We start from the raw sequence: 23,336 nt of genomic DNA, 5'->3' as shown, positions 1-23,336 counted from the left end.
CTCAATAAAAGATCTTATTGTAACAAGCGCCTGATCCGGGCGCTTTTTTTATTATAGCACTGGAAGCCGGCGGTTGGACGGCATTAAAAAATCTGCCGGCTGAAAAGCTGAAAAAATGATAAACAAATTGGGCGATCGGCGAAAAAATTGGCAATCCGTATTGCTTTTTGGCGGTGAATAGCTATAATGGATTTAGCACTCAAAGAGAGAGATTGCTAATAAGCCGAGACAGTCGGCGGTCAAATCAATATAAAAGGAAAGTGAGTGGGACTATGGCCAAGAAAGCATTTCAGGCGGAATCCAAACGGCTTTTGGATCTGATGATTCATTCGATTTACACCAACAAGGAGATTTTCCTGCGGGAAATCATTTCCAACGCGAGCGACGCCATCGATAAGCGTTATTTTAAGGCGAGCAGCGCCGGGCAGACCGGGCTGAACCGCAATGACTACACGATCCGTGTGACGCCGGACAAGGACGCCCGGACGCTGACCATCGCAGACAACGGTATCGGCATGACCGCCGACGAACTGGAGGACAACCTCGGGGTGATCGCCCAGAGCGGCAGCTTTGAATTTAAAACCGAAAACGCTGAAGCGGACGGCACCGACGCGCTGGACATCATCGGGCAGTTCGGCGTGGGCTTTTATTCCGCATTCATGGTCAGCCAAAAGATCGCCGTGCTCACCAGGGCTGACGGCGCGGATCAGGCCTATCTCTGGGAATCGGAGGGAGTCGACGGCTACAGCATCGAGCCGGCGGAAAAGGAGGAAGTCGGAACGACCATTACCTTGCATCTGATGGATGACACCGACGACGAAAAATACGGCGAATATCTGGAAGAATGGCGCCTGCGCGATCTGATCAAGCGCTATTCAGACTATATTCGCTACCCGATCGTGATGAAGGTGGAAAAGCGGGAGCTGATCGAGGCCACCGAGGAAGAAAAGCAGCAGGACGATTACGAACCGCAATACAACGTGACTTATGAGGACGAAATCATCAACTCGATGGTGCCGATCTGGAAGCGCAAGAAATCGGATGTGACCACCGAAGAATACAACCAGTTCTATAAAGACAAATTCATGGACTGGGAAGACCCGCAGAAGATTATCACCACGAACGTTGAAGGGCTGCTGTCCTACAATGCGCTGCTCTTCATTCCGTCCCGGGTGCCCTATAATTTTTACGCTAAGGATTACAAGCGCGGCCTGCAGCTTTACTCCTCCGGCGTGCTGATCATGGACAAGTGCGAGGATCTGCTGCCGGATTACTTTGGCTTTGTGCATGGCCTGGTGGATTCCCAGGATCTGTCGCTCAACATTTCCCGGGAAATGCTCCAGCAGGACCGCCAGCTGAAGGCCATCGCCCAGCGCCTCGAAAAGAAAATTATCGCCGAGCTCAAGGATATGCAGCTCAAGGATCGGGAAGGCTACGAAAAATTCTTTAAGAACTTTGGCCTGCGCCTGAAATTCGGAATCTACGATCAGTTCGGCAGCAACAAGGATAAGCTTAAAGATTTGGTGATGTTCCACAGTTCGACGGAAGACAAGCCCGTGACCTTCAAGGAATACGCCGACCGGATGAAGGATGACCAGCAGTATATTTATTATGCGGCCGGAGAATCCATCGATAAGATCAAGAAGATGCCCCAGAACGAAATGCTCATGGACAAGGGCTACGAGGTGCTCTTTTGCACGGAAGAGGTGGATGAGTTCGCGCTGAAAGTGCTCCAGGAATACGACGGGAAGGCCTTTAAATCCACAGCGGAAGATGATCTCGGCATCGAAATGAGCGACGACGAAAAACAGGCGATCGAGGCGAAGACGAACGCTTCAAAAGCTTTGATGGAAGCCATTAAAGAAGCGCTGGGCGACAAGGTCGCGGAGGTGCGCCTGTCGGCTCGGCTCAAGAGCCATCCGGTGTGCTTTGCAGCCGGCGAGGGTCTTTCCATCGAAATGGAAAAGGTGCTGACGGAACAGGCCAAGGCCTTGGGGCAGCAGCCGGACGCCAATATGAAAGCGCAGAAGGTGCTTGAAATCAATGGCGACCACAAAGTGTTTGAAGGGCTTAAGCATGTCTTTGATGCCGACGACCAGGAGCGCCTGAAAGCCTATGCGGAATTGCTTTACGATCAGGCCTTGCTCATTGAGGGAATGCCCATCGAGGATCCGGTCGCTTTTTCTAATCGTATTTGTGAATTGATGCAGTAAGGGAATTTGGGATCGCGGACATAAAAAAGAGGATCACATTTTAATGTGGTCCTCTTTTTTGGCAGGTGCGGATCAAAGTCTGCACGCGTTAATCTTCATCTAATTCCAGGACGACCTTGTGATTGGCCCTGGCAGCGTCTTTAAAGGTCTGGAGCAGCAACTCTCCATATTGCCCCAGATTTTCGACAGCGGCATCCGGGTTGTTAAAATTGATGACGCTGGTTTTGCGGATAGCCATCAGTGCATCCCAAAGGGCGTCGAGATTTCTGCCATAGCTGTCTGGCAGTTCAAGGCGGTGGGCCAAGTGTTCGTGGGTTCGAGTTTTATCGGTCATCTTGCGACCTTCTAAGTTGTATTCACGCATAAGAAGCCTCCTGGTGGTGAAGTTTAAGTTTTCTGAATTGATAATAAATTATAGTTGAATTCTGTGAAAGTGTCAAGAATGAAGGCTTTGAGGCATTAAGAAAAGGAAAGTAACGGATGCGATTGCTTGCATTTGAAAATTTGTAGTGTTAAAATACAGAAACAATTAAAATTTTGGTAAAATTCATGCCAGAATGAATTGATTGTGCGGTATTATTTGAACGTGTTGAAATCATGGAATTATGTAATGAAAGAAGTGATGAATTATGGCAACATTTAAGTACAATCTTCAAAAATTTGGGATTGAACGAGTCGTTGGCTGGCTCGGCAAGAATCCGGAAAAGAATTTACCGAAAGTGATGAATTGGGTCGATAAATTTGCCCATGGCGAATTTGTCGGTCAGCGCAACGCGATCAGAGCGGCGATTAACGACCCGAACCATCCCTATCATTCTTTGGTGAACCGCGTGGTGACGATGGATAACAACGTTCTGAAAAAGGCTTTTGTGAATTTCTTCATGAATGCCAACCTGGTCGGTTGGGACCGTCAGGAATACTACCGCAATAAATACGGCTGCAATGTGCCTTGGGCTATTCTGCTGGACCCGACATCGGCCTGCAACCTGCACTGCACCGGCTGTTGGGCGGCGGAATACGGCAACAAGCTCAATCTGACCTTTGATGAAATTGACGATATCATTGAGCAGGGTAAGCAACTCGGTGTGTTTATGTACATCTATACCGGTGGAGAACCGTTGGTACGCCGGGACGATCTGATCAAGCTCTGTGAAAAGCACAGCGACTGCACCTTCCTGTCCTTTACCAACGGCACTTTGCTCGACGATCATTTTGCGGATGAAATGAAGCGCGTCGGCAATTTTATTCCGGCCATTTCTCTGGAAGGTTTTGAAGAAGCCACCGACGGCCGCCGTGGCAACGGCGTTTACGAGAAAGTGATTGCGGCGACCAAGCGCCTGAAGGAAAGAAATCTGCCCTTTGGCTTCTCTTGCTGCTATACCAAGCAGAATTTTGAATCGATTACCTCGGAAGCGTATTACGATAAGATGATCGATCTGGGGGCGCTCTTTGTCTGGTATTTCCACTTCATGCCCACCGGCATGAACGCGACACCGGAACTGATGGTCACCCCGGAGCAACGCATCGAAATGCATCGCCGCATCCGCGACTACCGCAACCGCAAGCCGCTGTTTGCCATGGATTTCCAGAACGATGCGGAATACGTCGGCGGGTGTATTGCCGGCGGCCGCCGTTATCTGCACATTAATGCCAACGGCGACATCGATCCCTGCGTATTTATTCATTATTCGGATTCGAATATCCACGAAAAGACCCTGCTTGAGGCGCTGACGTCTCCACTGTTCATGGCGTATCATGATGGTCAGCCTTTCAATGAAAACATGTTGAGGCCCTGCCCAATGCTCGAAAATCCGGAAATTCTGCCGGAAATGGTCAAAAAGACAGGGGCGCACTCCACCGACCTGGAAGCGCCGGAGGATGTGGATCATCTGGTAGCCAAGACCCAGGGATACGCTGAAAATTGGGCACCGGTGGCTTCGGATATGTGGGATGGCAGTCCGGAAGAAGCCCGCTACAAGGCGAAAAAAGAACGCCTTGAAAAAGCTTCGGCCGCGCGTCAGGCTGAACTTGCGGAAGAAGACAGCAATATCGCTTAAAGGCGATCAAATAGAAGCCGTGTCCATTGGGGCACGGTTTTTTGATGTGCTTTTGAGACGGCAGGCAGAATGGCCCGGGCGAATCCGAAAGCATGTGGTATAATAAGGCGCATCAACGCGCAGCAAGACAAACGATGGGAGGGACGGGATGCCGGATCAACATCAAAACGGCACAAAGCAACAAGGCACAGCCACGCCGGTTGAGGCGGTGAAATCAAGGAAACGCCGCCATCACCGTCGGCGCAACAGCAGTCAGCAGCGCAAGGCCAAGCGCCGGCAATTTGCTCAAAGCGAAGAAAACGGGCAGATCAAGCGGGCGATGCGTGACGCCGTTTATCCCACGCGGGAAGCGGTGCGGCAGCTTGCGGCGGCGATGTACGACCAAAAGCTGAGCACCCAGCGGCTGTTTGCCGGCTCCTTCCGTCATCGTCGCCCGATCGATGAGCAGGTGGAGCTTGAATTGCGCCGCTGGGAGGCCAGAGGGCGGGCTCCCCTTGCCTATTTCTATTTCGGCGGGCGGCGGGAGCCGGGGCATCAGCGGCTGCGTCGGTTGTTCGACGAGCATAATCCGGCGCTGGTCGGCAAGAAAAAATTCGTGTCGGACCGAGGGCATTGGGTCGATGTAACAGAAACGGTTGACCGCCGCCTGGACCGGCTGTGGAAGACGGTGCTGGAGACGGATATCTTCGGCGGGTTCAGTGTTGCGCACATCCTGGCGCAGCTGGAAAAAAATCCCCATTATCCCTTTGTGCGCCAGCGGCTTCAGGCCCGGCAGGCGCTGCTTCGGCGCATTCCCGATCATATTCCAGATCTTTTTCCGCTGGCCCGGGAGCTAAACCGGCATTTTATTTTTCACGTGGGGCCCACCAATTCCGGCAAAACCCACGATGCGATCGCGGCCTGCGAATCGGCGTTGCGCGGGGTGTATCTGGCGCCGCTGCGCCTGCTCGCGATGGAAATCGCGGAGCGGATGAATGCCGACGGCGTAGCCTGCAGCATGGTCACCGGAGAGGAGGAGAACCGCATTCCGGGCGCGAATCACATGGCGAGCACCATCGAAATGATGTCGGAAGAGCAGGTGTATGATGTGGCGGTGATCGACGAATGCCAGCTCATTGCCGATCGGGAACGAGGCTGGGCCTGGACCCAGGCGGTGCTCGGCATCGCGGCGGCGACGGTGCACGTCTGCATGGCGCCGGAGGCCCTGCCCCTGATGCAGGCATTGGTGACGGAATGCGGGGATAGCTTTGAGGTGGTGCCTCATGAGCGGGCGACGCCCCTGGCAATGGAGCCGGCGGATGTTGCCTTTCCGGAGGATGTGCGTCCCGGGGACGCCCTGGTGGTGTTTTCCCGCCGTTCGGTACTGCAGGCAGCATCAATGCTCGAGGATGCGGGCCGGCGCGTCTCGGTGATTTACGGGGCGCTGCCCTATGCGGCGCGCCGGGCGGAAACCCATAAATTTCTGAGCGGAGAAACGGATATGGTGGTTGCGACGGACGCGATCGGCATGGGCATGAATCTGCCGGTGAAACGCATCATCTTCCTGGAGACCCGCAAGTTTGACGGGGTGGAAAAGCGCGAACTGACGATCCCTGAGGTCAAGCAGATTGCCGGTCGGGCCGGGCGTCGGGGCTATGCCGAAAAGGGCTGGGTCAACGCGAGCTTTGACCGGGAACGCATTGCGAGCCAGCTCGCCGGGGAAACGCCGGCCATCGCGATGGCGCGCACGACCATGCCGCGGTTTTTGGCGAAGATGGACCGCCCTCTGTCGGAGACAATGCAGGATTGGCAGGGCCTGCCTGACGAAGGCATCTATCAGAAGACGGACATGAGTCGGGCGATTGCCCTCTGCCTGTGGCTGGAGCAGCACTGTCCCCTCGACAAAATCTCGATGCTACGGGCGATTACTATTCCCTTTGCCGAAGATGACGAGGATATGCTCGCCATCTGGCGGCAGGCGATGCGCAACGTGCAGGCCGGTCGGCCGGTGCTCGACCGGCTTTCCCGGGTAGCCTGTCAGCCTGGGGACGGGCTGGATGCCCTGGAGAAAAAGCACCGTCTCCTCGATTTGTATTATTATTTGCAGCGCAGCTTTGGCGATCGGGAGCCTTATGCCGATCTGGAGAAAAAGGACATTCTCGACTGCAAGCAGGCGGTATCTGCGGCGATCGTCAGGCGGCTGAAAAAAGCGAAGCGTGTCTATAAACGCTGCCGGATTTGCGGGAAAAAGCTCCCTTGGAATGATCCCAAGCGCATCTGTGACGCCTGCGATCACAAAACGGTTTAAAACCATCAAAAAAGTTGATCCCATCAAAGGATCAGCTTTTTTTGTGCGATCGGCAGGGACCATCGGTGCCGTAAATGGCGTTGACGATATCGGAATAGCGGCCGTCTTCGCGGTAAATGGTGATCGGCGGCACGATGGTCAGGCCCGGACGGCCTTTTTTCATCGCTTCGTAAAGCACGAGGTTGGCGGGTTTATCCGGCTTGGGATGGACAGCACACAGCCGTTTGAGCTCGAGACCGTGCGCGCGCAGGGTTACGGCGATATCCGCCAGGCGGTCGGCGCGGTTCACGAGAAAGAGCTTGCCCCGGTCTTTGAGCATGGTTTGGGCAAAGCAGGCAATGTCTTCGAGGGTGCAGGTGATTTCGTGGCGGGCGATGGCCAGGGCGTCGTCGGAATTGACGCCGCCGCGGCCCACCGGCATAAACGGCGGGTTGGAGATTACCGCGTCATAGGCCGAAGTGTGAAAGGCCGTCCCGGGCTGCCGCAGGTCGCCGCAGTGGATATGGATCACATCGGTCAAATAGTTGATGGCGACGGATCGGGCGGCCATATCGGCGACGGCGGGCTGAAGCTCCAGCGCGTCGATGTGGCGCACACCGGTGCGGCCGTAGAGCAGTAGGGGCAAAATGCCCGTGCCCGTGCCCAAATCCACCGCTTTGGAGGAAGGGTGAATGGCAGAGGCGGCGAACCAGGCCAAAAGCACCGCATCGATGCTGAATTTAAAATAGCGGGGGCTTTGCAGGATCTGAAGGCCGGCAATGCCAAGATCTTCAAGTTGTTCGTCGGGATAAATGGGAATAGAAGAGGTCATAGGGGAGCTCCGTGATCAAAAAAATTATGCACATCTTGTGGATAAGCCCAAATGGGTTGTTTTGGGCCTTTGCGGATAAACAGGGCGGAGAAAACCTGTAAACAGGCGGGTGGATAAAACTGTGGATAAATAAGGGACTGCGCAAGCATTATCAACAGGCTTTATCCACAGATGTGCCTAAAAGCCTGAAAATTATGCTAATTTTATCATATTTTATGTGGAAAATGGGAACTTTTTAGTGATAATCCTTTTTTAAAGGTTCTATTTTTGTTATAATGCTAAATAAATACAGCAGATGATTGTTGCCGATTACATGCGATTGGGCGTCAATCTTAAGCCGGATTCAGAAAGCTGGTGGAAACATGGATGACAAAAAATATAACGACAACGATTTGGCTAAAATCGTTGAAAAAGCGGAGAGTTTGAAGTCTCTGCTGTCAGATCATAAAACGGCAACGCCGGAAGCCGATGCATCGGTGACAACCCAGGCGGCAGCCGATCGAGCAGTATCGAAAGAAACAACAGCACCGAAGCGCCCGCTGCACGTTCCGTCGGCATCGGTTCACCAAGCTTTCGATAAACGACAGGCCGTGGCCGATCTTTTTGCGCAGGCCGTCGACCGCAGTCAAAAATCCCGAAAGGAATTGGTGGAAGAAGCGGTGACAGCCCGGTTGGAAAAAGAAAAAGCGGCATTGATGCAGGAACAAGAAGCCCGGACGGAAGCCCTTCGTGCCGAAGTGGAAGCTAAGATTGCCAAAGAAACCCAGAACCGCAAAGCTGTCGAGAAGGAAATGGCCGCGCTCAAAGAGGCGGCGGAGGCCAGAGCTCAAAGCGAAGCTGAAGCTCGGGAGGATTTGGAAGCCCTTCGTACCGAAACTGAAGCCAAGATTGCTGAAGCAACCCAGAACCGCGAGACCGTCGAGAAGGAAATGGCCGCATTCAAGGAGGCAGCGGAGGCCAAAGCCCAAAGCGAAGCCGAAGCTCGGGAGGATTTGGAAGCGCAATTATCCGAAAAGGATGAACAGCTGTCGGCCATGGAAACTGAAAAGCAAGCGGCGGAAGAAAAAGTCGAAGCGGAAACCAAAGCGTGGGAAACGGCCCGCGCTGAAGCCGAAGCCCGGGCTAAGGCTCAGGATGAAGCACTGGCCGCTCTCCGGGCGCGTTTAGAAGAAAACGAAGCCCGACTTGTAGCCCTCGAGGCCGAAAGAGCCAAGCTGGCCGATGCGGTTGAGGAAACGTCGGCCGATGATGCGGATGCATTCGTGATTCCGAAGTCGTTGCAAGCCTCTCCTTCGGCGACAGAAAGTGCAGCGAAAGCCATTGAAAAAGCACCGGTGTCGGCAGGGATCGCTGCAGGTGATCGTCAGAAAACGGTTCAAGTGTCGAAAAGCGCTGAGCCAAAGACAGCTTTTGATTCTTGGGAAGACGATGAGGCAGGGCTTTTCGAAAGCGAATCCCTGTCGGAAGAAACCGAAGAAGCTGCGGAGAAAATGCCCAAAACGGTGGAATCGCCCAATGTGGATCTGGTGACAGATCATACGGCGTTCAGGACCCATCAGCCTCAGGAGGCGGTGGCGCTGAGTGAAGACATCCCCTGGATTTCGCCGAGCATATCTGAAAAACGTCGCGAAAGACGGCTGGATTGGCTTGAAGCAGAAGACCAGGATGAAACGGAAACGCCCCAGACGGTAGAAGCACCGGCAGCAGAGGCGGAGCCGATGGACCGCAAAACCGAAGAAGACCGCGATGTCCTGGATGTGTTGCGAAGGCTCGCCAATGCCAAGCCCGTCCAGAGTGAAACCGGCGTTGCGGATACGGATGCACAGTCGACCGATGCGGCCGTTGCAGATTGGCTCTTCGAGGAAGATGAGATTTTGCCGGAAACGGACACGGCAACCGAATCCGAATTGTTTGAAACGGAAATGTTGCCGGATGAAAAGACGGTCGAAACAGTAGAATCAGGAGCGTCGGCCGATGTGCCGGCAGAGCCGGAAAAAGACGATTTCTGGCAGGCCGAATCCGAACCCGAACCGGCGACCGACGCGGTTGAGACGACCGAAGAAACATCGGATTTCTGGGGAACAAAGGCATCCGAAGCGACGGCGGTTGTTACAACTTTGGATCAAGACGACGACCTTTGGAACGATGCGGCGCCGGCATCGGCAGGTGTTGCCGAAGAAGCATCGACAAAGGAAAAAACAGCAAATATTCCGGCGAGAGCGGATGAAATCGTCGAAGGTTTTGCGATTGAGGACACCCAGGTGTTGGACAGCGAGGCGATTGATCATTTCTTTGCGATGTCCGAATCCGATGATGAGGTTCCGTCCATCCTCGACGAAAAGGCCGAGGAAGCTCAGGCTGAAGATGCCGTGAACGTGGCCGAAACAAAAACAGAAGCAGCGCCGGAGGATTTTGACGATTTATTTGAAGATGTCGAAACGATCGAAGCGGATGCAGCGGTACCGGCGGCAGATGCAGCAGACGACCTTTTCGAATCAGTGGAAATCGAACCGGAAGCAGCCGATGGGCTGTTTGACTTGGCAAAGGACAAGGCCGACGAGACGAAGACGGCAGCGAGAGATGCCTTTGACGATCTTTTCGATGAATCCGAGGCGGATGATGAACTCACAAAGGCCATTGATCGCCGGGCCATTCACGAAAAATTGAAGCCGTCTGAGCAGGCGGTTTATGACGATCTTTTCAATGAGGATGACGCCGATCTACTGGATGAAGAAACGGGGGAAAAACCGCGTCGGCGCGGTCTCTTTGGCAAAAAACGCTGATAAAAGCGGCGAGATAAAAATTGATAGGCGATGTTTGGGCATCGCCTATTTTTACGTAAACCCACGGGAATGAAAGGAGAGCCATGCGCACATCCAAAAGAAAAACCATGCGTCGCAAGGTGATGCGGCGTATCCTTGTGTTGTGGCTCATCGTCAGCCTGACGGGGGCCATCGGGCTGGTGACCGTCAGCCGCTCGATTCGCCATCGGGCGCCGAATACCCAGCAGTCGTCGAAGCAAAGTGTCAAGGCATCGGGAAAAGCATTGCGGGGCAACTGGATCGAACGGCAAAGTCAGGCCGTTCTCGCTTTCGGCAAAGGGGGGATACTGCGCGTGATGGACGAAAAAGTCGGCACGTATCGGGTCAGTCAATCCAAGTCAATGGTCACCCTGCAATTCGATTCGGCTTATGGCGGGCGAACGGACCACCGGCGCTATCACATCAGGGGCAATCACCTGACGTTAGTGGATCAGGCGACGGGAAAACGCCAGAGCTACCAGCGTCGGGAGGCTGTTTCGAACTAAAGGAAAGGCGGCGTTGATGTAGTATCAAAAGGAGATCGCCATCAATCGGCTGCAGCTAATCAATCGTTTGGTGATGGCTCCGATGGCGACCAATCAGGCGGCGGATCTGATCGGTATCGGGCGCGCCGTGCTGGAAGATCCCGATTGAGGCTGGCGCAACAGCTCTGACGGCCAAAGCAGCCGATAAAAAAGAAGCAAGGCAATAAAAAACGGACACCGCGGTGTCCGTTTTTTGTGAAGATTATGCTGAAAGCCAGGCCATCAGGCCTTGCCGATGGAGCCGAAGACGTTCATTTTTTCGGCGACCTTGGCTTTGATGGCTTCGGTGCCGTCTGCCAGCAGTTTGCGGGGGTCAAAGCCCTTGCCGACTTTGTCCTTGCCGGCTTCAATATAACCGCGGGTCGCATCGGCGAAGACCAGCTGGCATTCGGTGTTGACGTTGATTTTGGCAATGCCGAGGCTGATGGCCTTTTGAACCATTTCGTCCGGAATGCCGGTGCCGCCGTGAAGGACCATCGGCAGCTCGCCGATTTCCTTTTGAATATTGGTCAGCACGTCAAAATTCAGGCCCGGCCAGCCTTCCGGATAGACGCCGTGGATGTTGCCGATGCCGGCCGCGAGGAAATCGATGCCCAGATCGGCAATTTGTTTGCATTCTTTGGGATCGGCAAATTCGCCGGCGCCGATGACGCCGTCTTCTTCGCCGCCGATGGTGCCGACTTCGGCTTCGATGGACAGCCCGAGGATATGGGCGGCCGCGACGAGTTCGCGGGTCTTGGCGACATTTTCTTCAAAGGGCAGGTGGGAGCCGTCGAACATGATGGACGAAAATCCGGCGTTGATGCAGGCCTTAGCCCCTTCATAAGAGCCGTGATCCAGGTGCAGGGCGACCGGCACGGTGATGTTTAGCGATTCGATCATCGCCTTGACCATGGCGGCGACGGTTTTAAACCCGGTCATGTATTTGCCGGCGCCTTCGGAAACGGCCAGAATGACCGGGGAGCTGTTTTCCTGGGCGGTTTCGAGAATGGCCTTGGTCCATTCGAGGTTGTTGATATTAAAGGCACCGATGCCGTAATGGCCGGCGCGTGCTTTGACGAGCATATCTTTTGCGGATACTAACATGTGAAAGACCTCCATCAATTAATTGACTTTATTATATCCTTTTTTGCGGTGATTGACAATCGCTATCGCCGAAAAAATCAAAAATGTTCAAAAATAATCAAAAATAAAAATAAATAATCAAAAGTGACCGCATTTTTTCGCGGTCTGCCGGCGATTCTTGCGTGCCTCTGGGAAAAAGCCTATAATACCAATAGTCACTTTAGCAAATGAATAAGGAGCAGGATTGATGTTAAAAGGAAAAAATATCGCGATTATCGGCCTGGGGCTGATGGGCGGAGCTCTTGCCATGGGGCTGCGCCGGCAGGAACCGGCGATGATCGGCGCTTATGACCTCGACGGGGAGGTGCTGGAGTCTGCGCTGGAAAAGGGTGTGATCGACCGCGGAGAGAACGACCCGGAAGGAGCGGCGGATTTGCTCAGCTTGGCGGATCTGGTGATCTTTTGTTTGTATCCGCGGCAGACAGTCGCCTTTTTTGACGAACATATGGGCGATTTTAAAAGCGGTGCAGTGATTACCGACATCACGGGCGTCAAGGGCATTCTGGTGGATCGGGTGCTGCCCAATCTCCGGGATGATCTGGATTTTATCATGGGGCATCCCATGGCCGGCAGCGAAAAGGAGGGCTTCGGCGGGGCGACGGCCGATATTTTTGTGGATCACAATTATATTCTGGTGCCGACGCCGAAGAACAAACCGGAAAATATTGCCTGGCTCAAAACCGTCATCCGCGGCTTGGGCTTTAACAATATTGTGGAGACAAGCCCTGAGGGTCACGACAGCAAGATCGCCTTTACGTCACAGTTGTGCCATGTGATCGCCTGCGCTTTGATCGATTGCAAGGAAGACCGGCACATTTCTGATTTTGAAGGGGGCAGCTTTTGCGATCTGACCCGCATCGCCATGATTAATGCGCCGATGTGGTCTGAGTTGTTTGTCACCAATAAAACGCCGTTGCTCGAGCAAATCGACAGCTTTGAACAAAGCCTGAAGGTCATGCGGCGGCTTATCGAGGCGTCTGACGAAGCCGGTCTGCAGACGATGATGCAATCCGTGCGAACCAAACGCGTCATCATGGAAGTGGACCGCCAGAATAAGACCAGACGAAGCCGACAAGCATCAAAAGACTTAACAACTTCTTAATAACAAGCGGAATAATATCGTTTTCAACAACATGAAACAGATTACAATAGATTGAATTAAAATTACATTGTTTCATCACTTGACGTTTTTTACATAAGGGTTTATACTGTAATCACATCAAAGATAATCATTCAGTTGATCACACACCCGATTGGATGGTTTGATGTTCTTCCTGCTGAGCGGCGAGAACTCAGCGAGGAATCATAATATTACCCCCTCTCTCCATAGAACTCCGAACGCCTCCCCCTTAATTGATGTTCGGAGTTCTTTTTTTATTTCGTGAAGAGGCAGCACATATTTCCTATGATATAATAACGGCGAAAAGAGAATCAGGAGGCCCTTTGACGATGAAAGCAAAACGAAAAAACACGATGGAAGCCTATTTATATTGTGTCAATTGTGACCGGGAGACGCTCCACGAGGTGGAATATCGCAATGATCAGATTCACAAGGTCACTTGCTCCGAATGCGGCATGTCTTTGCAGATGGATCAGCATTATATCAACCGCCATTATAAAGAGGAATTTGTGAAGCGGGTGATGTCCAAGCCGGCGCGTATGACGCAGGAAATGCAGGAGGATCTTAATGGCTTTTTAAAATCGCTGCCTTTCCGGGTGATCACCAAACCGTATCGGATTTATAAAGAGATAGAGAAAGAAAAAAAAATAAGGGATCTTCCAATCAAAAGGAACCTCCTTCGGAGGTTTCTTTTTTGAATCAAGAAAACAATAAAAAATCCCCTGCCGAAAAGGTTCGGAAGGGGATTTTTCTAAAAGCTATGCCGAATGTTTAGGCTTTGATCTGTTTGATCGCTTCGGTCAAAGCGGGAACGACGGTAAAGAGGTCGCCGACAATGCCGTAGTCTGCGATATCGAAAATCGGAGCGTCCGGATCTTTGTTGATGGCGACGATCACATCCGAGCTGCTCATCCCGGCAACATGCTGAATGGCACCGGAAATCCCGCAGGCGATGTAAAGTTTCGGACCGACGGTTTTACCGGTCTGCCCAACTTGGTGGGAATGGGAGATCCAGCCGGAGTCGACGCAGGCACGGGAGGTCCCGAGGGTGGCGCCGAGGACGTCGCAGAGTTCTTTCAGCGGTTCAAAGCCTTCCGGTCCGCCGACACCGCGGCCGCCGGAGACGATGATGTCGGCGCCGACCAGATCGACGAGTTCGGAAGCGTCTTCCTGAATTTCTTTAATCAAGCGTGTGTGAATGTCTTCCGGAGCGACGTGGAAGTCTTCCTTGATGACTTCGCAGGTGCGGCCTTCTTCCGGTGCCGTTGCTTTAAAGACGCCGGGGCGGACGGTCCCGAGCTGTGGACGGTGATCCGGGCAGAGGATCGTGGCCATCAGATTGCCGCCGAAAGCCGGACGAGTCCAGGCGATGTTGCCGGTTTCTTCGTCGATGGCAAGGCGGGTACAGTCGGCGGTTAAGCCCGTCTGCAGACGGCAGGATACGCGCGGCCCGACATCGCGGCCATTGTTGGTGGCGCCGATGAGCATAGTGGTCGGTGCGTATTTGGTGAGCATTTCGCAAATGGCGTTGGCATAAGCGTCGGTGGTGAAATGGGTGTATTCCGGACCGTCGACGACGATCAGCTGATCGGCACCGTGTTCGGCGGCGGATTTAACCGCGGCATCGACATTAGTGCCGATGACCAAACCGACGAGCTTGCCGCCTTGTTTGTCAGCCAATTCGCGGCCGGGATTTAATAATTCAAGGCCCACGTTTTGAGCGGAGCCATCAGGGTTGGTTTCAATAAATACCCAAAGGTCTTTTGTTTTTGGTTCCATTTCTGATCTCCTCTCTTAAAGCACGTTATCTTTGTCGAGCAATTCGGCCAGTTTCTGAGCGGCTTCTTCACCGGTTTCCGCATCGATTTTCATGCCGCCCTGTTTGACAGGGGGAACAAAAGTCTTTTTAACCTTGGTCGGGGATCCGCCAAGACCGCAGAGTGAAAAATCGCAGTCCAGATCGTCTTCAGAGAGAACGGTGATTTCTTTCTTTCTGGCGGCCAGTTTATCTTTGATCTTCGGCAGGCGAGGATCAAAATTCGGTTTGGTCGCGGTGACCAGGCACGGGAAATCCATGGCGAGAATTTCCTGGCCGTCTTCGGTTTCGCGGGTGATCTGGATTTCGTCATCGACGATTTCAGCGGTTAAACCGTAGGTCACCTGGGGCAGACCGAGGTGTTCGGCCAGTTCCGGACCCACCTGAGCGGTATCGCCGTCGATCGCCTGCTTCCCGCAGAAGATGGCGTCAAACTTGCCTTCGGTTTCTTCGATTTTAGCAATCCCTCTGGAAAGGATGTAGCTGGTCGCCAAAGTATCGGATCCGCCGAATTTGCGGCCGGAGATCAGATAAGCGGCGTCACCGCCGACAGCCAGGCAGTTTTTGAGCGCTTCCTTGGCTTGTTCTGGCCCCATTGAAACGACGACAATTTTGACATCGTCCCTCTCATCCTTAATGCGAGCAGCCATTTCCAGGGCATACCCATCGAAAGGATTGACAATGCTCGGCACACCGTCGCGGATCAACCGGTTCGTTTCCGGATCAATGCGGATTTCGGTGGTGTCTGGCACTTGTTTAACACACACGAGAATGTTCATGATATTACGTAGCCTCCTTATATCATAGTTGCAGTTGGGAATAGGTTTACATCCAACCATCGACTGATTCTGATTATAGCATAGAGAATGAAGCGCCGTAAAGGGCTTTTTGCTTGGAAAGTGAAAAAAATATCAAACTTTTGAATTATTATAATTAACGGCTTTGACGATCAGTAAAAATGCCGGCCTAAAGGCGATGGCTAAAAGGACAGAGGGCATGGCGCGATGGCTCTTTAAGCGCTCACTGCGTGAATGCGCATTGCGGGCGCACGGCTGCTTTTAATCGTGCGCTCAAAAAACGCATTGCGTTTTTAAAATGCGTTTTTAAAATGCGTTTTCGATGAGCAATCGCACAATCGCTGCTTGATGCGGCGCCGCTTAGAGCGTATAATAAAGCATGATAACGATGGATTGCCGGCGACGCGAAACGGACTGCGCGCGTTTCGGCAATCGATGACGGCCGCCAGCGATGAAGCGAAAAGGGGCTGCGCGATGCGTTTCGGAGACGCTGATTCGTCATGGATGATTTATAGAAGGGAAAAGACGATGGATCTTTTACGAGTGGGGATCGGCTACGACGTGCACCGATTGGTGGCCGATCGACCGCTTTTTATCGGCGGGATGGCCATCCCCTGCGAGAAGGGACTGCTCGGCCATTCGGACGCCGACGTGCTGCTTCACGCGATCATGGATGCGATTCTCGGCGCGCTCGGCCTGGGGGATATTGGCGCCCATTTTCCGGACACGGATCCGCGTTATGCCGGGGCCGACAGTCGGGACCTCTTGGCCGAAGTGGGGGCGATGATGCGCCGGGAGGGCTATCGCGTCGGCAATATCGACAGCATCATCGTGGCACAGGCCCCGAAGATGAGCCCGCACATTCCCGGGATGCGTCAAAATATTGCGAACATGCTCCGCACGGAGGCGTCGCAGATCAATGTGAAGGCGACGACTGAGGAGCATCTGGGCTTTACCGGACGGGAGGAAGGCATTGCGGCCAAGGCGGTTGCGTGCCTGTACCGCCGATGATCGGCGTGATTGCAGCACTTCCGGAGGAAGCGGCCGTTATTGCCGGGGCGATGCGGGAAAGCCGGGCGTCCAGGTCCGCCGGGGTCGCCGTGACCTGCGGCGTCATCAGCGGCCGGGAGGTGGTGCTCGCCCGGTCTGGTGTCGGCAAGGTGAACGCGGTTCTCCGCGCGCAGGCGCTGATCAGCGTGTACGCGGTGGACTGCGTGATTAACGCGGGGGTTGAGGGCGCGCTCGACAGCCGGCTTGCCGCGGGCCAGCCGGTGGTTGCCAAAGACTGTGTGCAGTACGATGTGGATGCGACGGCGGCGGGCTTTGACCTGGGGGAAGTGCCCGGGATGCGCCAAGTGGCGTACACAGCGGCGCCGGATCTCGTCGCGCTGGCCGAAGCGGTTGCGCACAAACTTAGCGTGACGACTCGGATCGGCCGGGTGTTGACGGGTGATCGCGTTGTGGTTTCTGCCATGCTCAAACAGGCGCTGGCCGATCATTTCGGCGGGCTTTGCGCCGAGATGGAAGGCGCAGCCGTCGGACAGGTCGCCGCGGTGAATCGGGTCCCCTTTGCCGTGATCCGGGGCATTTCAGATTTGGCGGATGAAGCGCTGAACGAGACTTATCAAACGCATTACGCTCGGGCGGCGGTCAATGCTGGACTGGTGGCAGCCGCGATGATCGCGCTGATGCCGGCGCATTGATAATAAAGAACGGAAAAGCAATTGCTATGAGTGAAATGAATGAAAAGAACAAAAAGAACAAAAAGAACAAAAATAACAATCGGTTTTTTGCGGTTGAAAGTGACATGAGCGCTTTCATGGCAGGGGCATTTGATTTTGACGAATTGGGCATCAAAGTGCCGGTGCCGGCTCATCGCCCGACCTGGGCAGAAATTAATCTGGACAATGCGGTGAGCAATTTGCACGCGATTCAAAAGCATGTGGGCCCCGGGGCGGCGATTATCGCTGTGGTCAAGGCCGACGCCTATGGCCATGGGATTGAGTTGGTGCAGACCCTTCAGGATGAAGGGATCGAGCGCATGGCAGTGGCTTTTCTGGACGAGGCCATTGCCCTACGGCAGAAAGGCATCGACCGCTGTGACATCATGCTCCTCGGGGTGACCATGGAGGACCAAATCCCGGAGATTGTGGAGTGGGATATCGAGCCCACCGTGGATTCTCTGGATTTTGCCGGGGCCCTTTCGGAATATGCCGTAAAAAATGACGTTGTGGTGAATGTGCATGTGAAGGTGGACACGGGCATGGGGCGCATTGGCTTTCGCTGGGATGAAGCGGCCGAGGCAATCGCAGCCATGGCCGAGCTGCCCGGCATCAATCTGTTGGGGCTGTTCACCCATTTTGCCACGGCCGATGAGGCAGACAAGGCCTTTACCCAACTGCAGATGAAACGCTACCTGGACGTGACCCGGGCACTCAACGCTCGGGGCATTCAGATTCCGCTGAAGCACGTCGAGAACTCGGCGAGCATCATCGATTTTGGCAAGACCGTGTTTAATGCGGTGCGTCCGGGGATCATTCTTTACGGGCTTTATCCCTCTGACGAGGTGAAGAAAGCGCAGCTTCCCCTGTGCCCGGTGATGACGTTCAAAACGCGGATCATCCACTTGAAGACGGTGCACGCGGGGGATTCCTGCGGCTATGGCCGGCGGTTTATCGCCGAAGGCGAACGGAAGATTGCGACCTTGGCAGTAGGCTACGCCGACGGCTACACGCGGATGCTCTCCGGCAAAGGGGCCGAGGTGTGGATTCATGGGCATCGGGCCCCGGTGGTCGGCAATATCTGCATGGACCAATGCATGGTCGATGTGACAGACGTGCCGGAGGTAGCCCTGTTTGACGAGGTAGAACTCTTCGGCGAACATTTGCCGGTGGAAGAACTGGCGGCAAAACTGGACACCATCAATTACGAATTGGTGTGTATGGTGAACAAACGGGTGCCGCGACTTTATCGGTTCATGGGGGATGCACACCTGGAGGTGGAAATTTTAAACGATGGGTTTTACGGGGCGTTGTAGAATCGAAAATAAAAATCTGCTGCATGATAGCAGCAGATTTTTTTCGGCTTATTTTTTTAAAACGGCCCTGGCGTATTTAATGGGAATGCCCTTGGCGCCGAACATGATTTCGTGTTCTGTGACGGCGTAGCCTTCAATGGAAGCTGCGGCAAGGTCTCGGCGTAGATCCGCAACCGCAAAACCGGCCGCTGCGAAATAGCCGAGGGAGTCTTTGAACAAGTTATCGTCGTCGGTTTTAAAATGAATGACAGCCTGCGATGCGAGAAAGACCTTGTATTTTTCGAGCTGACGGATATGGGTCAGCCGCTTTTTATGCTTTTGCCGTTTGGGCCAGGGATTGCAGAAGTTGATAAAGAGGCCATCAAAGTGCTCGCCTGGCCCGAAAATCTGCTCGATGCGTTCGATATCCCAGGCGGTGAGCAGCACGTTGGCGGGGTGTTCGGTGTTTTGGGCGATGGTAATTTTTCGCCGGGCTATGCCCAGCATCGTGTCGATCATATCGACGGCAATGAAATTCGTCTTTGGATGCGCGGCGGCCGTCTGCGCCATGAATTGTCCCTTGCCGCAGCCGAACTCGCCAAAAAGCGGGCGTTCGGGATGTGCGAAGTGTGTGCGCCAATGATTTTTTTCTTCCCAGGGCTTGGGAACAAAGATGGGGCTGGCCTCAAGCTCCGGCCGGGCCCAGGGTTTTGGTCTGATATGCATAAAGGCTCCTGAATCATTATTTGGTTGTGCTGGCATTGTAGCACGGCCGGCGGCGAATTGCCAATGCGAACGGATCAGACTGTTGAACGGGATATGATGGTGCCGACGGTGAAAAAAATCAAAAAGAGCTTTACAAAGCGTGAGCCCTTGTGTATAATAGGCAAGTAGTCAAGAATGATCCCTTAGCTCAGCTGGAAGAGCGCCACCTTGACGTGGTGGAGGTCACAGGTTCGAGCCCTGTAGGGATCACCATTTGGATGCACGCCACCGCAGCGTCGGTGGTTTTTTAATGCGAAAAAATCATTGTCAGTCGCTTGACAGATGGGCTTTAAAGTTTAAAGTCTGTATTTTAAAATAAAACGTTAAAGAAAAACGATGTCACAAAAAGACGGGCATGCGAGGTATTTAGGCTTCAATGTGGTGACATTTAAAACCTGTGGAAAAGGAGGTGTATCCATGCAGATAATGCTAACCGATGACTTTGATCTCGATAAGATGGCGGACAGCGGCCAATGCTTTCGCTGGCAGCCGCTGTCGGACGGCGGGTATCGTATCTGCGCCTTTCGCCGGGCAGTGACGGTACGGCAGGAGGGGCATCGGCTGACGCTTGATTGCCCAGAGGGCGCGTATCAAAGCGTCTGGCGGCGGTATTTCGACATGGAAACGCATTACGCGGCAATTCGCGATCGCATTGATCCCGGCGATGCCTATTTGCAAGCTGCGGCGAAGCTGAGCCGGGGCATCCGCATCTTGCGTCAGGATCCCTGGGAAACGCTGGTGACCTTTATTATTTCCCAGCGCAAAAACATTCCCGCGATTCGCAGCTGCGTTGAAAAGCTATGTGCGGTCGCTGGGGATTCGATTGGGGCAGCGGCGGGCGAGTCCCTATATGCTTTTCCCAGCCCGGCACAGGTGTTGGCCCTCGATTGCCGCAAAACGGGCAGCGGCCGCTGCAGCTTTCAGGAGGCGGGGGCGGGCAGCTGCTCGCTGGGCTACCGCATGCCCTATGTGCGAGCGGCGGCGCGGTGGATGATGGCCCATGACGTCGCGGCGCTTGACGCATTGGATGATGGCTCCCTGGAAACGGCGCTGATGCAGGTCAAGGGCGTTGGTGTCAAGGTAGCCGCCTGCGTGATGCTCTTCGGTTTTCACCGGATGAATGCCTTTCCGGTGGATGTCTGGGTGAAGCGCGCGTTGAAGGACGGCTACGGCGAAGCGGACTTCGATCCGGCGCGTTATGCCCCCTACGCCGGGGTGATGCAGCAATATTTGTTTTATGCCAGACGGCAGGCCGGCCGAACCCATTCAAACTGATGTGGCATTCAGCCGTTGCTTTGCGTGAGGGCCACGCGACGGCCGGCGGTGGACGACACGTGAAGAGAAAGCGAAGGGACGATGAACGAGATTTTTAAACAAACGCGGCAAACGCGGCGAAAAAGAAGATGGCCGGCGATGATGCTGTGCGTGGTTTTGGGGATGACGCTTTGCGGCTGCAGCCTGAGCACGGCTTCGGAGGAGCCGGAGACCAAGCAGGTCATCGCGATGACCACCATCATGAATCTGCGCGCTTACGGCAAAAATAGCAGTCGCGCATTAAACGACGGCGAGAAGGAAATCCGCCGGATTGATGCGCGGCTCTCCGTGGGAAACAGCGACAGTGAAGTGTCAAAGCTCAACGCGGCTGGCGGGGGCGCGGTGTCTGGCGATGTGGCGACGCTGATGCAAAAGGCGCTTGATATTTATCGCAGCACCGACGGCGCCTTTGACATTTCGATTTACCCCATCATGAAGCTTTGGGGTTTTACGGCGGTTTATGATGAGTCTGATCCTAAAACGAGCACCAAAGTGAAGCACATTCCGTCGTCGGCGGCCATCGGTCAGACGCTGACTAAAGTCGGCGCGTCGAAAATGCGCTACGATGCCAAGACGAAAATCCTCGCCCTGCCGGCGGGGATGCAGATTGATTTTGGCGGCATCGCCAAGGGTTACACCTCTCAGCGGCTGATCGACATCATGAAAAAGGACGGCGTGACGGCGGCGATGGTGGAATTGGGCGGAAATGTGCAGGTTTATGGCCAAAAGCCCGACGGCTCGCCCTGGCGGGTGGGCATCGCCAATCCGAAAAATCGGGAAAAAATGGTGGGGACCCTCAATCTGACCAAAAGCTGTGCGGTGATCACCTCCGGCGGCTACGAACGTTATATCACTGACGGCACCGGCAGGAAATATCATCACATCATCAATCCGAAGACCGGCTATCCGGCGGAAAGCGGTCTCGCCTCGGTGACCATTGTCTGCAAGGATGGCACCACCGCCGACGCACTCTCTACCGCGCTTTTCGTGATGGGCAAGGACAAGGCGATTGCCTATTGGCGGACGCATCGCCAGATGTTTGATGCGGTTTTGGTGGACCAAAATCAAAGGGTTTATGTGACGGCCGGTGCCACCAAGGCATTTCAAAAAAACTCGGGAGTTTCTGTCCAGACAATCAAAGTGAAATAATTTTTTGATCGCAATTCAACAGAATAAGAATAAAAAATCGGCAAACAAAAAGCAGCTCGCATAGCGAGTTGCTTTTTGAATAGCATGAAGCTGAAGGATGATAGAATATTAGTTGTTGCGTTTGCCCACGCTTTTGTTGAGGCTGAAAAGAGCGGCCTTGTCATCCTGAACAAATTCGACGGCCTGGAGCATGTCGTTGGCGTTAGTTTCTTCTTCGGCCTGTTCGTCGACGAACCACTGCAGGAAGCTGACGGTGCGATAATCATTGGCTTTGATCGCCGCGGCGACGATGTTGTTGATGGCATCGGTGATGTATTTTTCGTGTTCGAGGGCCGCCTTCACCGGTTCGACAAAATCATTAAAGGAAACCTTCGGAGCGTCCAGTGCGCCGAGTTCGACAGTTTCACCGTTGTCGTGCAGGTAGCCGTAAATCTTCATCGCGTGTTCCTCTTCCTCTTTGGCCTGTACTTCATACCAGGATGCAAAGCCGGTCAGCCCGGCTTCCTGATAGTAAGCAGAAATGGCGAGATAAAGATACGCGGAATAAAATTCTTTGGTGATTTGTTCATTTAATAAAGCAGAAATTTCTTTTTTCATGTTAATATCCTCCTATGAGCCGTGCTGTGAGGCACAGCGAATACTTTAATTTAGATTCATTATAACAACAAAAATAAAAAATTCAATTGAAAACAATAAAAAAGTGAACAAAAATTTAAAGTTTTGGAAAAATTAAGATTTGTGTCAAGAACACAGGAAAGGAATGAAGATGGCGATGAAAAAAGCATCTGTTTTTATGGCAGATGGCATGGAAGAAACGGAATGTTTGACGATTGTGGATTTGCTGCGCCGCGGCGGCGTGGCGGTGACCACCTTTTCGGTGATGCCGGATAAAACGGTTACCAGTTCTCACGGAGTCCGCATCGAGGCGGACGCCTTGTTTGACGCGGCGGCTGCGGCGGATGCCGATCTGCTGTTCCTGCCGGGAGGCGGCGATGGCGTGAAGCATCTTTATGCCCATCAGGATTTGTGCCGTTTGCTTGTTAATTTTCCAGCGGAAAGTAAAGGAGCCGAAAGCAAATATCTGGGTGCGGTCTGTGCCGGTCCCAGCGTCCTGGGACGTCTTGGATTGTTAAAGGGAAAGCGGGCTACCTGTTATCCCGGTTTTGAAGAACAACTTTTGGGCGCGGTTTATACGGGTGACGGCATCACGGTGGACGGGGCCGTAGTTACCGGGATTGGCCTCGGCTTTTGTGTCGACCTGGGACTGACCCTGGTGGCGCTGCTTTGCGGCAGGGAAAAAAGCGATGCGGTGAAGCGGCAGATTCAACATCCGGACGGATTTAAGATGCGCTAAAAAAAACCACGCGTTAAAATTGATATGTCCCCTCTTTACTGGACATAAAAATGTAGCAGTAAGGAGGGTGTTTTTATGCGATACAGTTATGAATTCAAGGGGAAATGTGTAGAAGTATATCGTCAGGGGAAATGGCCGGGCACCCCGGATAACATCAAGACAGAGA

The 23,336-nt window shown here is 53.6% G+C and carries 20 protein-coding genes and 1 tRNA gene; 14 read left to right on the top strand and 7 right to left on the bottom strand.

Features of this window, described 5'->3' with window-relative positions; all coding sequences use genetic code 11:
* The first annotated feature begins 272 nt into the window (after nucleotides 1-272).
* On the top strand, nucleotides 273-2,213 hold the full coding sequence (htpG, locus tag V3C63_RS06010; RefSeq protein WP_329886897.1) for a molecular chaperone HtpG: 1,941 nt from the start codon (nucleotides 273-275) through the stop codon (nucleotides 2,211-2,213).
* An 88-nt stretch (nucleotides 2,214-2,301) separates the two neighbouring features.
* On the opposite strand, the gene V3C63_RS06005 is transcribed toward htpG, so the two are convergent.
* Complete coding sequence (locus V3C63_RS06005) at nucleotides 2,302-2,577, bottom strand: barstar family protein (RefSeq protein WP_006599146.1); 276 nt, start codon at nucleotides 2,575-2,577, stop codon at nucleotides 2,302-2,304.
* Between the two features lie 265 nt (nucleotides 2,578-2,842).
* Between V3C63_RS06005 and V3C63_RS06000 the strand changes: the two genes are divergently transcribed.
* Together V3C63_RS06000 and V3C63_RS05995 are read left to right on the top strand one after the other, a co-directional pair.
* Nucleotides 2,843-4,270: a radical SAM/SPASM domain-containing protein gene (locus V3C63_RS06000; RefSeq protein WP_329886896.1), complete on the top strand. Its 1,428-nt coding sequence runs from the start codon at nucleotides 2,843-2,845 to the stop codon at nucleotides 4,268-4,270.
* A 148-nt stretch (nucleotides 4,271-4,418) separates the two neighbouring features.
* Entirely contained in the window at nucleotides 4,419-6,557 is a 2,139-nt protein-coding gene (locus tag V3C63_RS05995) for a DEAD/DEAH box helicase (RefSeq protein ID WP_329886895.1), read from the top strand.
* A gap of 31 nt (nucleotides 6,558-6,588) precedes the next feature.
* On the opposite strand, the gene V3C63_RS05990 is transcribed toward V3C63_RS05995, so the two are convergent.
* Nucleotides 6,589-7,368, bottom strand: coding sequence for a tRNA1(Val) (adenine(37)-N6)-methyltransferase (locus tag V3C63_RS05990; RefSeq protein WP_329886894.1), 780 nt, complete (start codon nucleotides 7,366-7,368; stop codon nucleotides 6,589-6,591).
* Nucleotides 7,369-7,730: 362 nt separating this feature from the next.
* On the opposite strand from V3C63_RS05990, the gene V3C63_RS05985 reads away from it, so the two are divergent.
* Nucleotides 7,731-10,151, top strand: a complete 2,421-nt coding sequence (locus tag V3C63_RS05985; RefSeq protein WP_329886893.1) for a hypothetical protein — start codon at nucleotides 7,731-7,733, stop codon at nucleotides 10,149-10,151.
* Between the two features lie 83 nt (nucleotides 10,152-10,234).
* Nucleotides 10,235-10,675: a hypothetical protein gene (locus tag V3C63_RS05980; RefSeq protein WP_329886892.1), complete on the top strand. Its 441-nt coding sequence runs from the start codon at nucleotides 10,235-10,237 to the stop codon at nucleotides 10,673-10,675.
* 261 nt (nucleotides 10,676-10,936) lie between these two features.
* Here the strand turns inward: V3C63_RS05980 and fba are convergent, their stop codons facing one another.
* Nucleotides 10,937-11,800, bottom strand: a complete 864-nt coding sequence (gene fba / locus V3C63_RS05975; RefSeq protein ID WP_329886891.1) for a class II fructose-1,6-bisphosphate aldolase — start codon at nucleotides 11,798-11,800, stop codon at nucleotides 10,937-10,939.
* A gap of 226 nt (nucleotides 11,801-12,026) precedes the next feature.
* On the opposite strand from fba, the gene V3C63_RS05970 reads away from it, so the two are divergent.
* Together V3C63_RS05970 and V3C63_RS05965 are read left to right on the top strand one after the other, a co-directional pair.
* Nucleotides 12,027-12,941: a prephenate dehydrogenase gene (locus tag V3C63_RS05970; protein WP_329886890.1), complete on the top strand. Its 915-nt coding sequence runs from the start codon at nucleotides 12,027-12,029 to the stop codon at nucleotides 12,939-12,941.
* Nucleotides 12,942-13,288: 347 nt separating this feature from the next.
* Nucleotides 13,289-13,657 carry a bh protein gene (locus tag V3C63_RS05965; protein WP_329886889.1) on the top strand — a complete coding sequence of 123 codons (369 nt, stop codon included), beginning with the start codon at nucleotides 13,289-13,291 and terminating at the stop codon, nucleotides 13,655-13,657.
* A 73-nt stretch (nucleotides 13,658-13,730) separates the two neighbouring features.
* Here the strand turns inward: V3C63_RS05965 and V3C63_RS05960 are convergent, their stop codons facing one another.
* Nucleotides 13,731-14,738 carry an electron transfer flavoprotein subunit alpha/FixB family protein gene (locus V3C63_RS05960; protein ID WP_329886888.1) on the bottom strand — a complete coding sequence of 336 codons (1,008 nt, stop codon included), beginning with the start codon at nucleotides 14,736-14,738 and terminating at the stop codon, nucleotides 13,731-13,733.
* 15 nt (nucleotides 14,739-14,753) lie between these two features.
* Nucleotides 14,754-15,554: an electron transfer flavoprotein subunit beta/FixA family protein gene (locus tag V3C63_RS05955; RefSeq protein ID WP_329886887.1), complete on the bottom strand. Its 801-nt coding sequence runs from the start codon at nucleotides 15,552-15,554 to the stop codon at nucleotides 14,754-14,756.
* 546 nt (nucleotides 15,555-16,100) lie between these two features.
* Here V3C63_RS05955 and ispF point away from each other — a divergent pair.
* From ispF to alr, 3 genes are read left to right on the top strand one after another with little or no spacing between them, the layout of a single operon-like run.
* On the top strand, nucleotides 16,101-16,583 hold the full coding sequence (gene ispF, locus V3C63_RS05950; protein WP_329886886.1) for a 2-C-methyl-D-erythritol 2,4-cyclodiphosphate synthase: 483 nt from the start codon (nucleotides 16,101-16,103) through the stop codon (nucleotides 16,581-16,583).
* Entirely contained in the window at nucleotides 16,565-17,275 is a 711-nt protein-coding gene (locus V3C63_RS05945) for a 5'-methylthioadenosine/adenosylhomocysteine nucleosidase (protein WP_329886885.1), read from the top strand. Before ispF ends, V3C63_RS05945 begins: the two co-directional genes overlap by 19 nt.
* 26 nt (nucleotides 17,276-17,301) lie before the next feature.
* Entirely contained in the window at nucleotides 17,302-18,609 is a 1,308-nt protein-coding gene (gene alr, locus V3C63_RS05940) for an alanine racemase (protein ID WP_329886884.1), read from the top strand.
* A 48-nt stretch (nucleotides 18,610-18,657) separates the two neighbouring features.
* On the opposite strand, the gene trmB is transcribed toward alr, so the two are convergent.
* Nucleotides 18,658-19,314, bottom strand: coding sequence for a tRNA (guanosine(46)-N7)-methyltransferase TrmB (gene trmB, locus V3C63_RS05935; RefSeq protein ID WP_329886883.1), 657 nt, complete (start codon nucleotides 19,312-19,314; stop codon nucleotides 18,658-18,660).
* Nucleotides 19,315-19,490: 176 nt separating this feature from the next.
* Here trmB and V3C63_RS05930 point away from each other — a divergent pair.
* The 3 genes from V3C63_RS05930 (at nucleotide 19,491) to V3C63_RS05920 (ending at nucleotide 21,816) form a co-directional block, all read left to right on the top strand.
* Nucleotides 19,491-19,566: transfer RNA gene (locus V3C63_RS05930), tRNA-Val, on the top strand.
* 204 nt (nucleotides 19,567-19,770) lie between these two features.
* Nucleotides 19,771-20,628 (top strand): DNA-3-methyladenine glycosylase family protein, encoded by an 858-nt coding sequence (locus V3C63_RS05925; protein WP_329886882.1) that lies wholly within the window; start codon nucleotides 19,771-19,773, stop codon nucleotides 20,626-20,628.
* An 81-nt stretch (nucleotides 20,629-20,709) separates the two neighbouring features.
* Nucleotides 20,710-21,816 carry an FAD:protein FMN transferase gene (locus V3C63_RS05920; protein ID WP_329886881.1) on the top strand — a complete coding sequence of 369 codons (1,107 nt, stop codon included), beginning with the start codon at nucleotides 20,710-20,712 and terminating at the stop codon, nucleotides 21,814-21,816.
* 108 nt (nucleotides 21,817-21,924) lie between these two features.
* Here V3C63_RS05920 and V3C63_RS05915 read toward each other — a convergent pair whose 3' ends face one another.
* Complete coding sequence (locus tag V3C63_RS05915; protein ID WP_329886880.1) at nucleotides 21,925-22,413, bottom strand: ferritin; 489 nt, start codon at nucleotides 22,411-22,413, stop codon at nucleotides 21,925-21,927.
* Nucleotides 22,414-22,588: 175 nt separating this feature from the next.
* Between V3C63_RS05915 and V3C63_RS05910 the strand changes: the two genes are divergently transcribed.
* The gene (locus V3C63_RS05910; RefSeq protein WP_329886879.1) at nucleotides 22,589-23,170 is read left to right on the top strand and encodes a DJ-1/PfpI family protein; all 582 of its coding nucleotides are present in this window, start codon (nucleotides 22,589-22,591) and stop codon (nucleotides 23,168-23,170) included.
* Nucleotides 23,171-23,336 lie beyond the last annotated feature (166 nt).

It is taken from the genome of Pseudoramibacter faecis (assembly GCF_036289405.1).
GTDB lineage: Bacteria > Bacillota > Clostridia > Eubacteriales > Eubacteriaceae > Pseudoramibacter > Pseudoramibacter faecis.
Note: the sequence above shows the minus strand (reverse complement) of the source record. Positions and strands in the feature narration are given on the sequence as shown.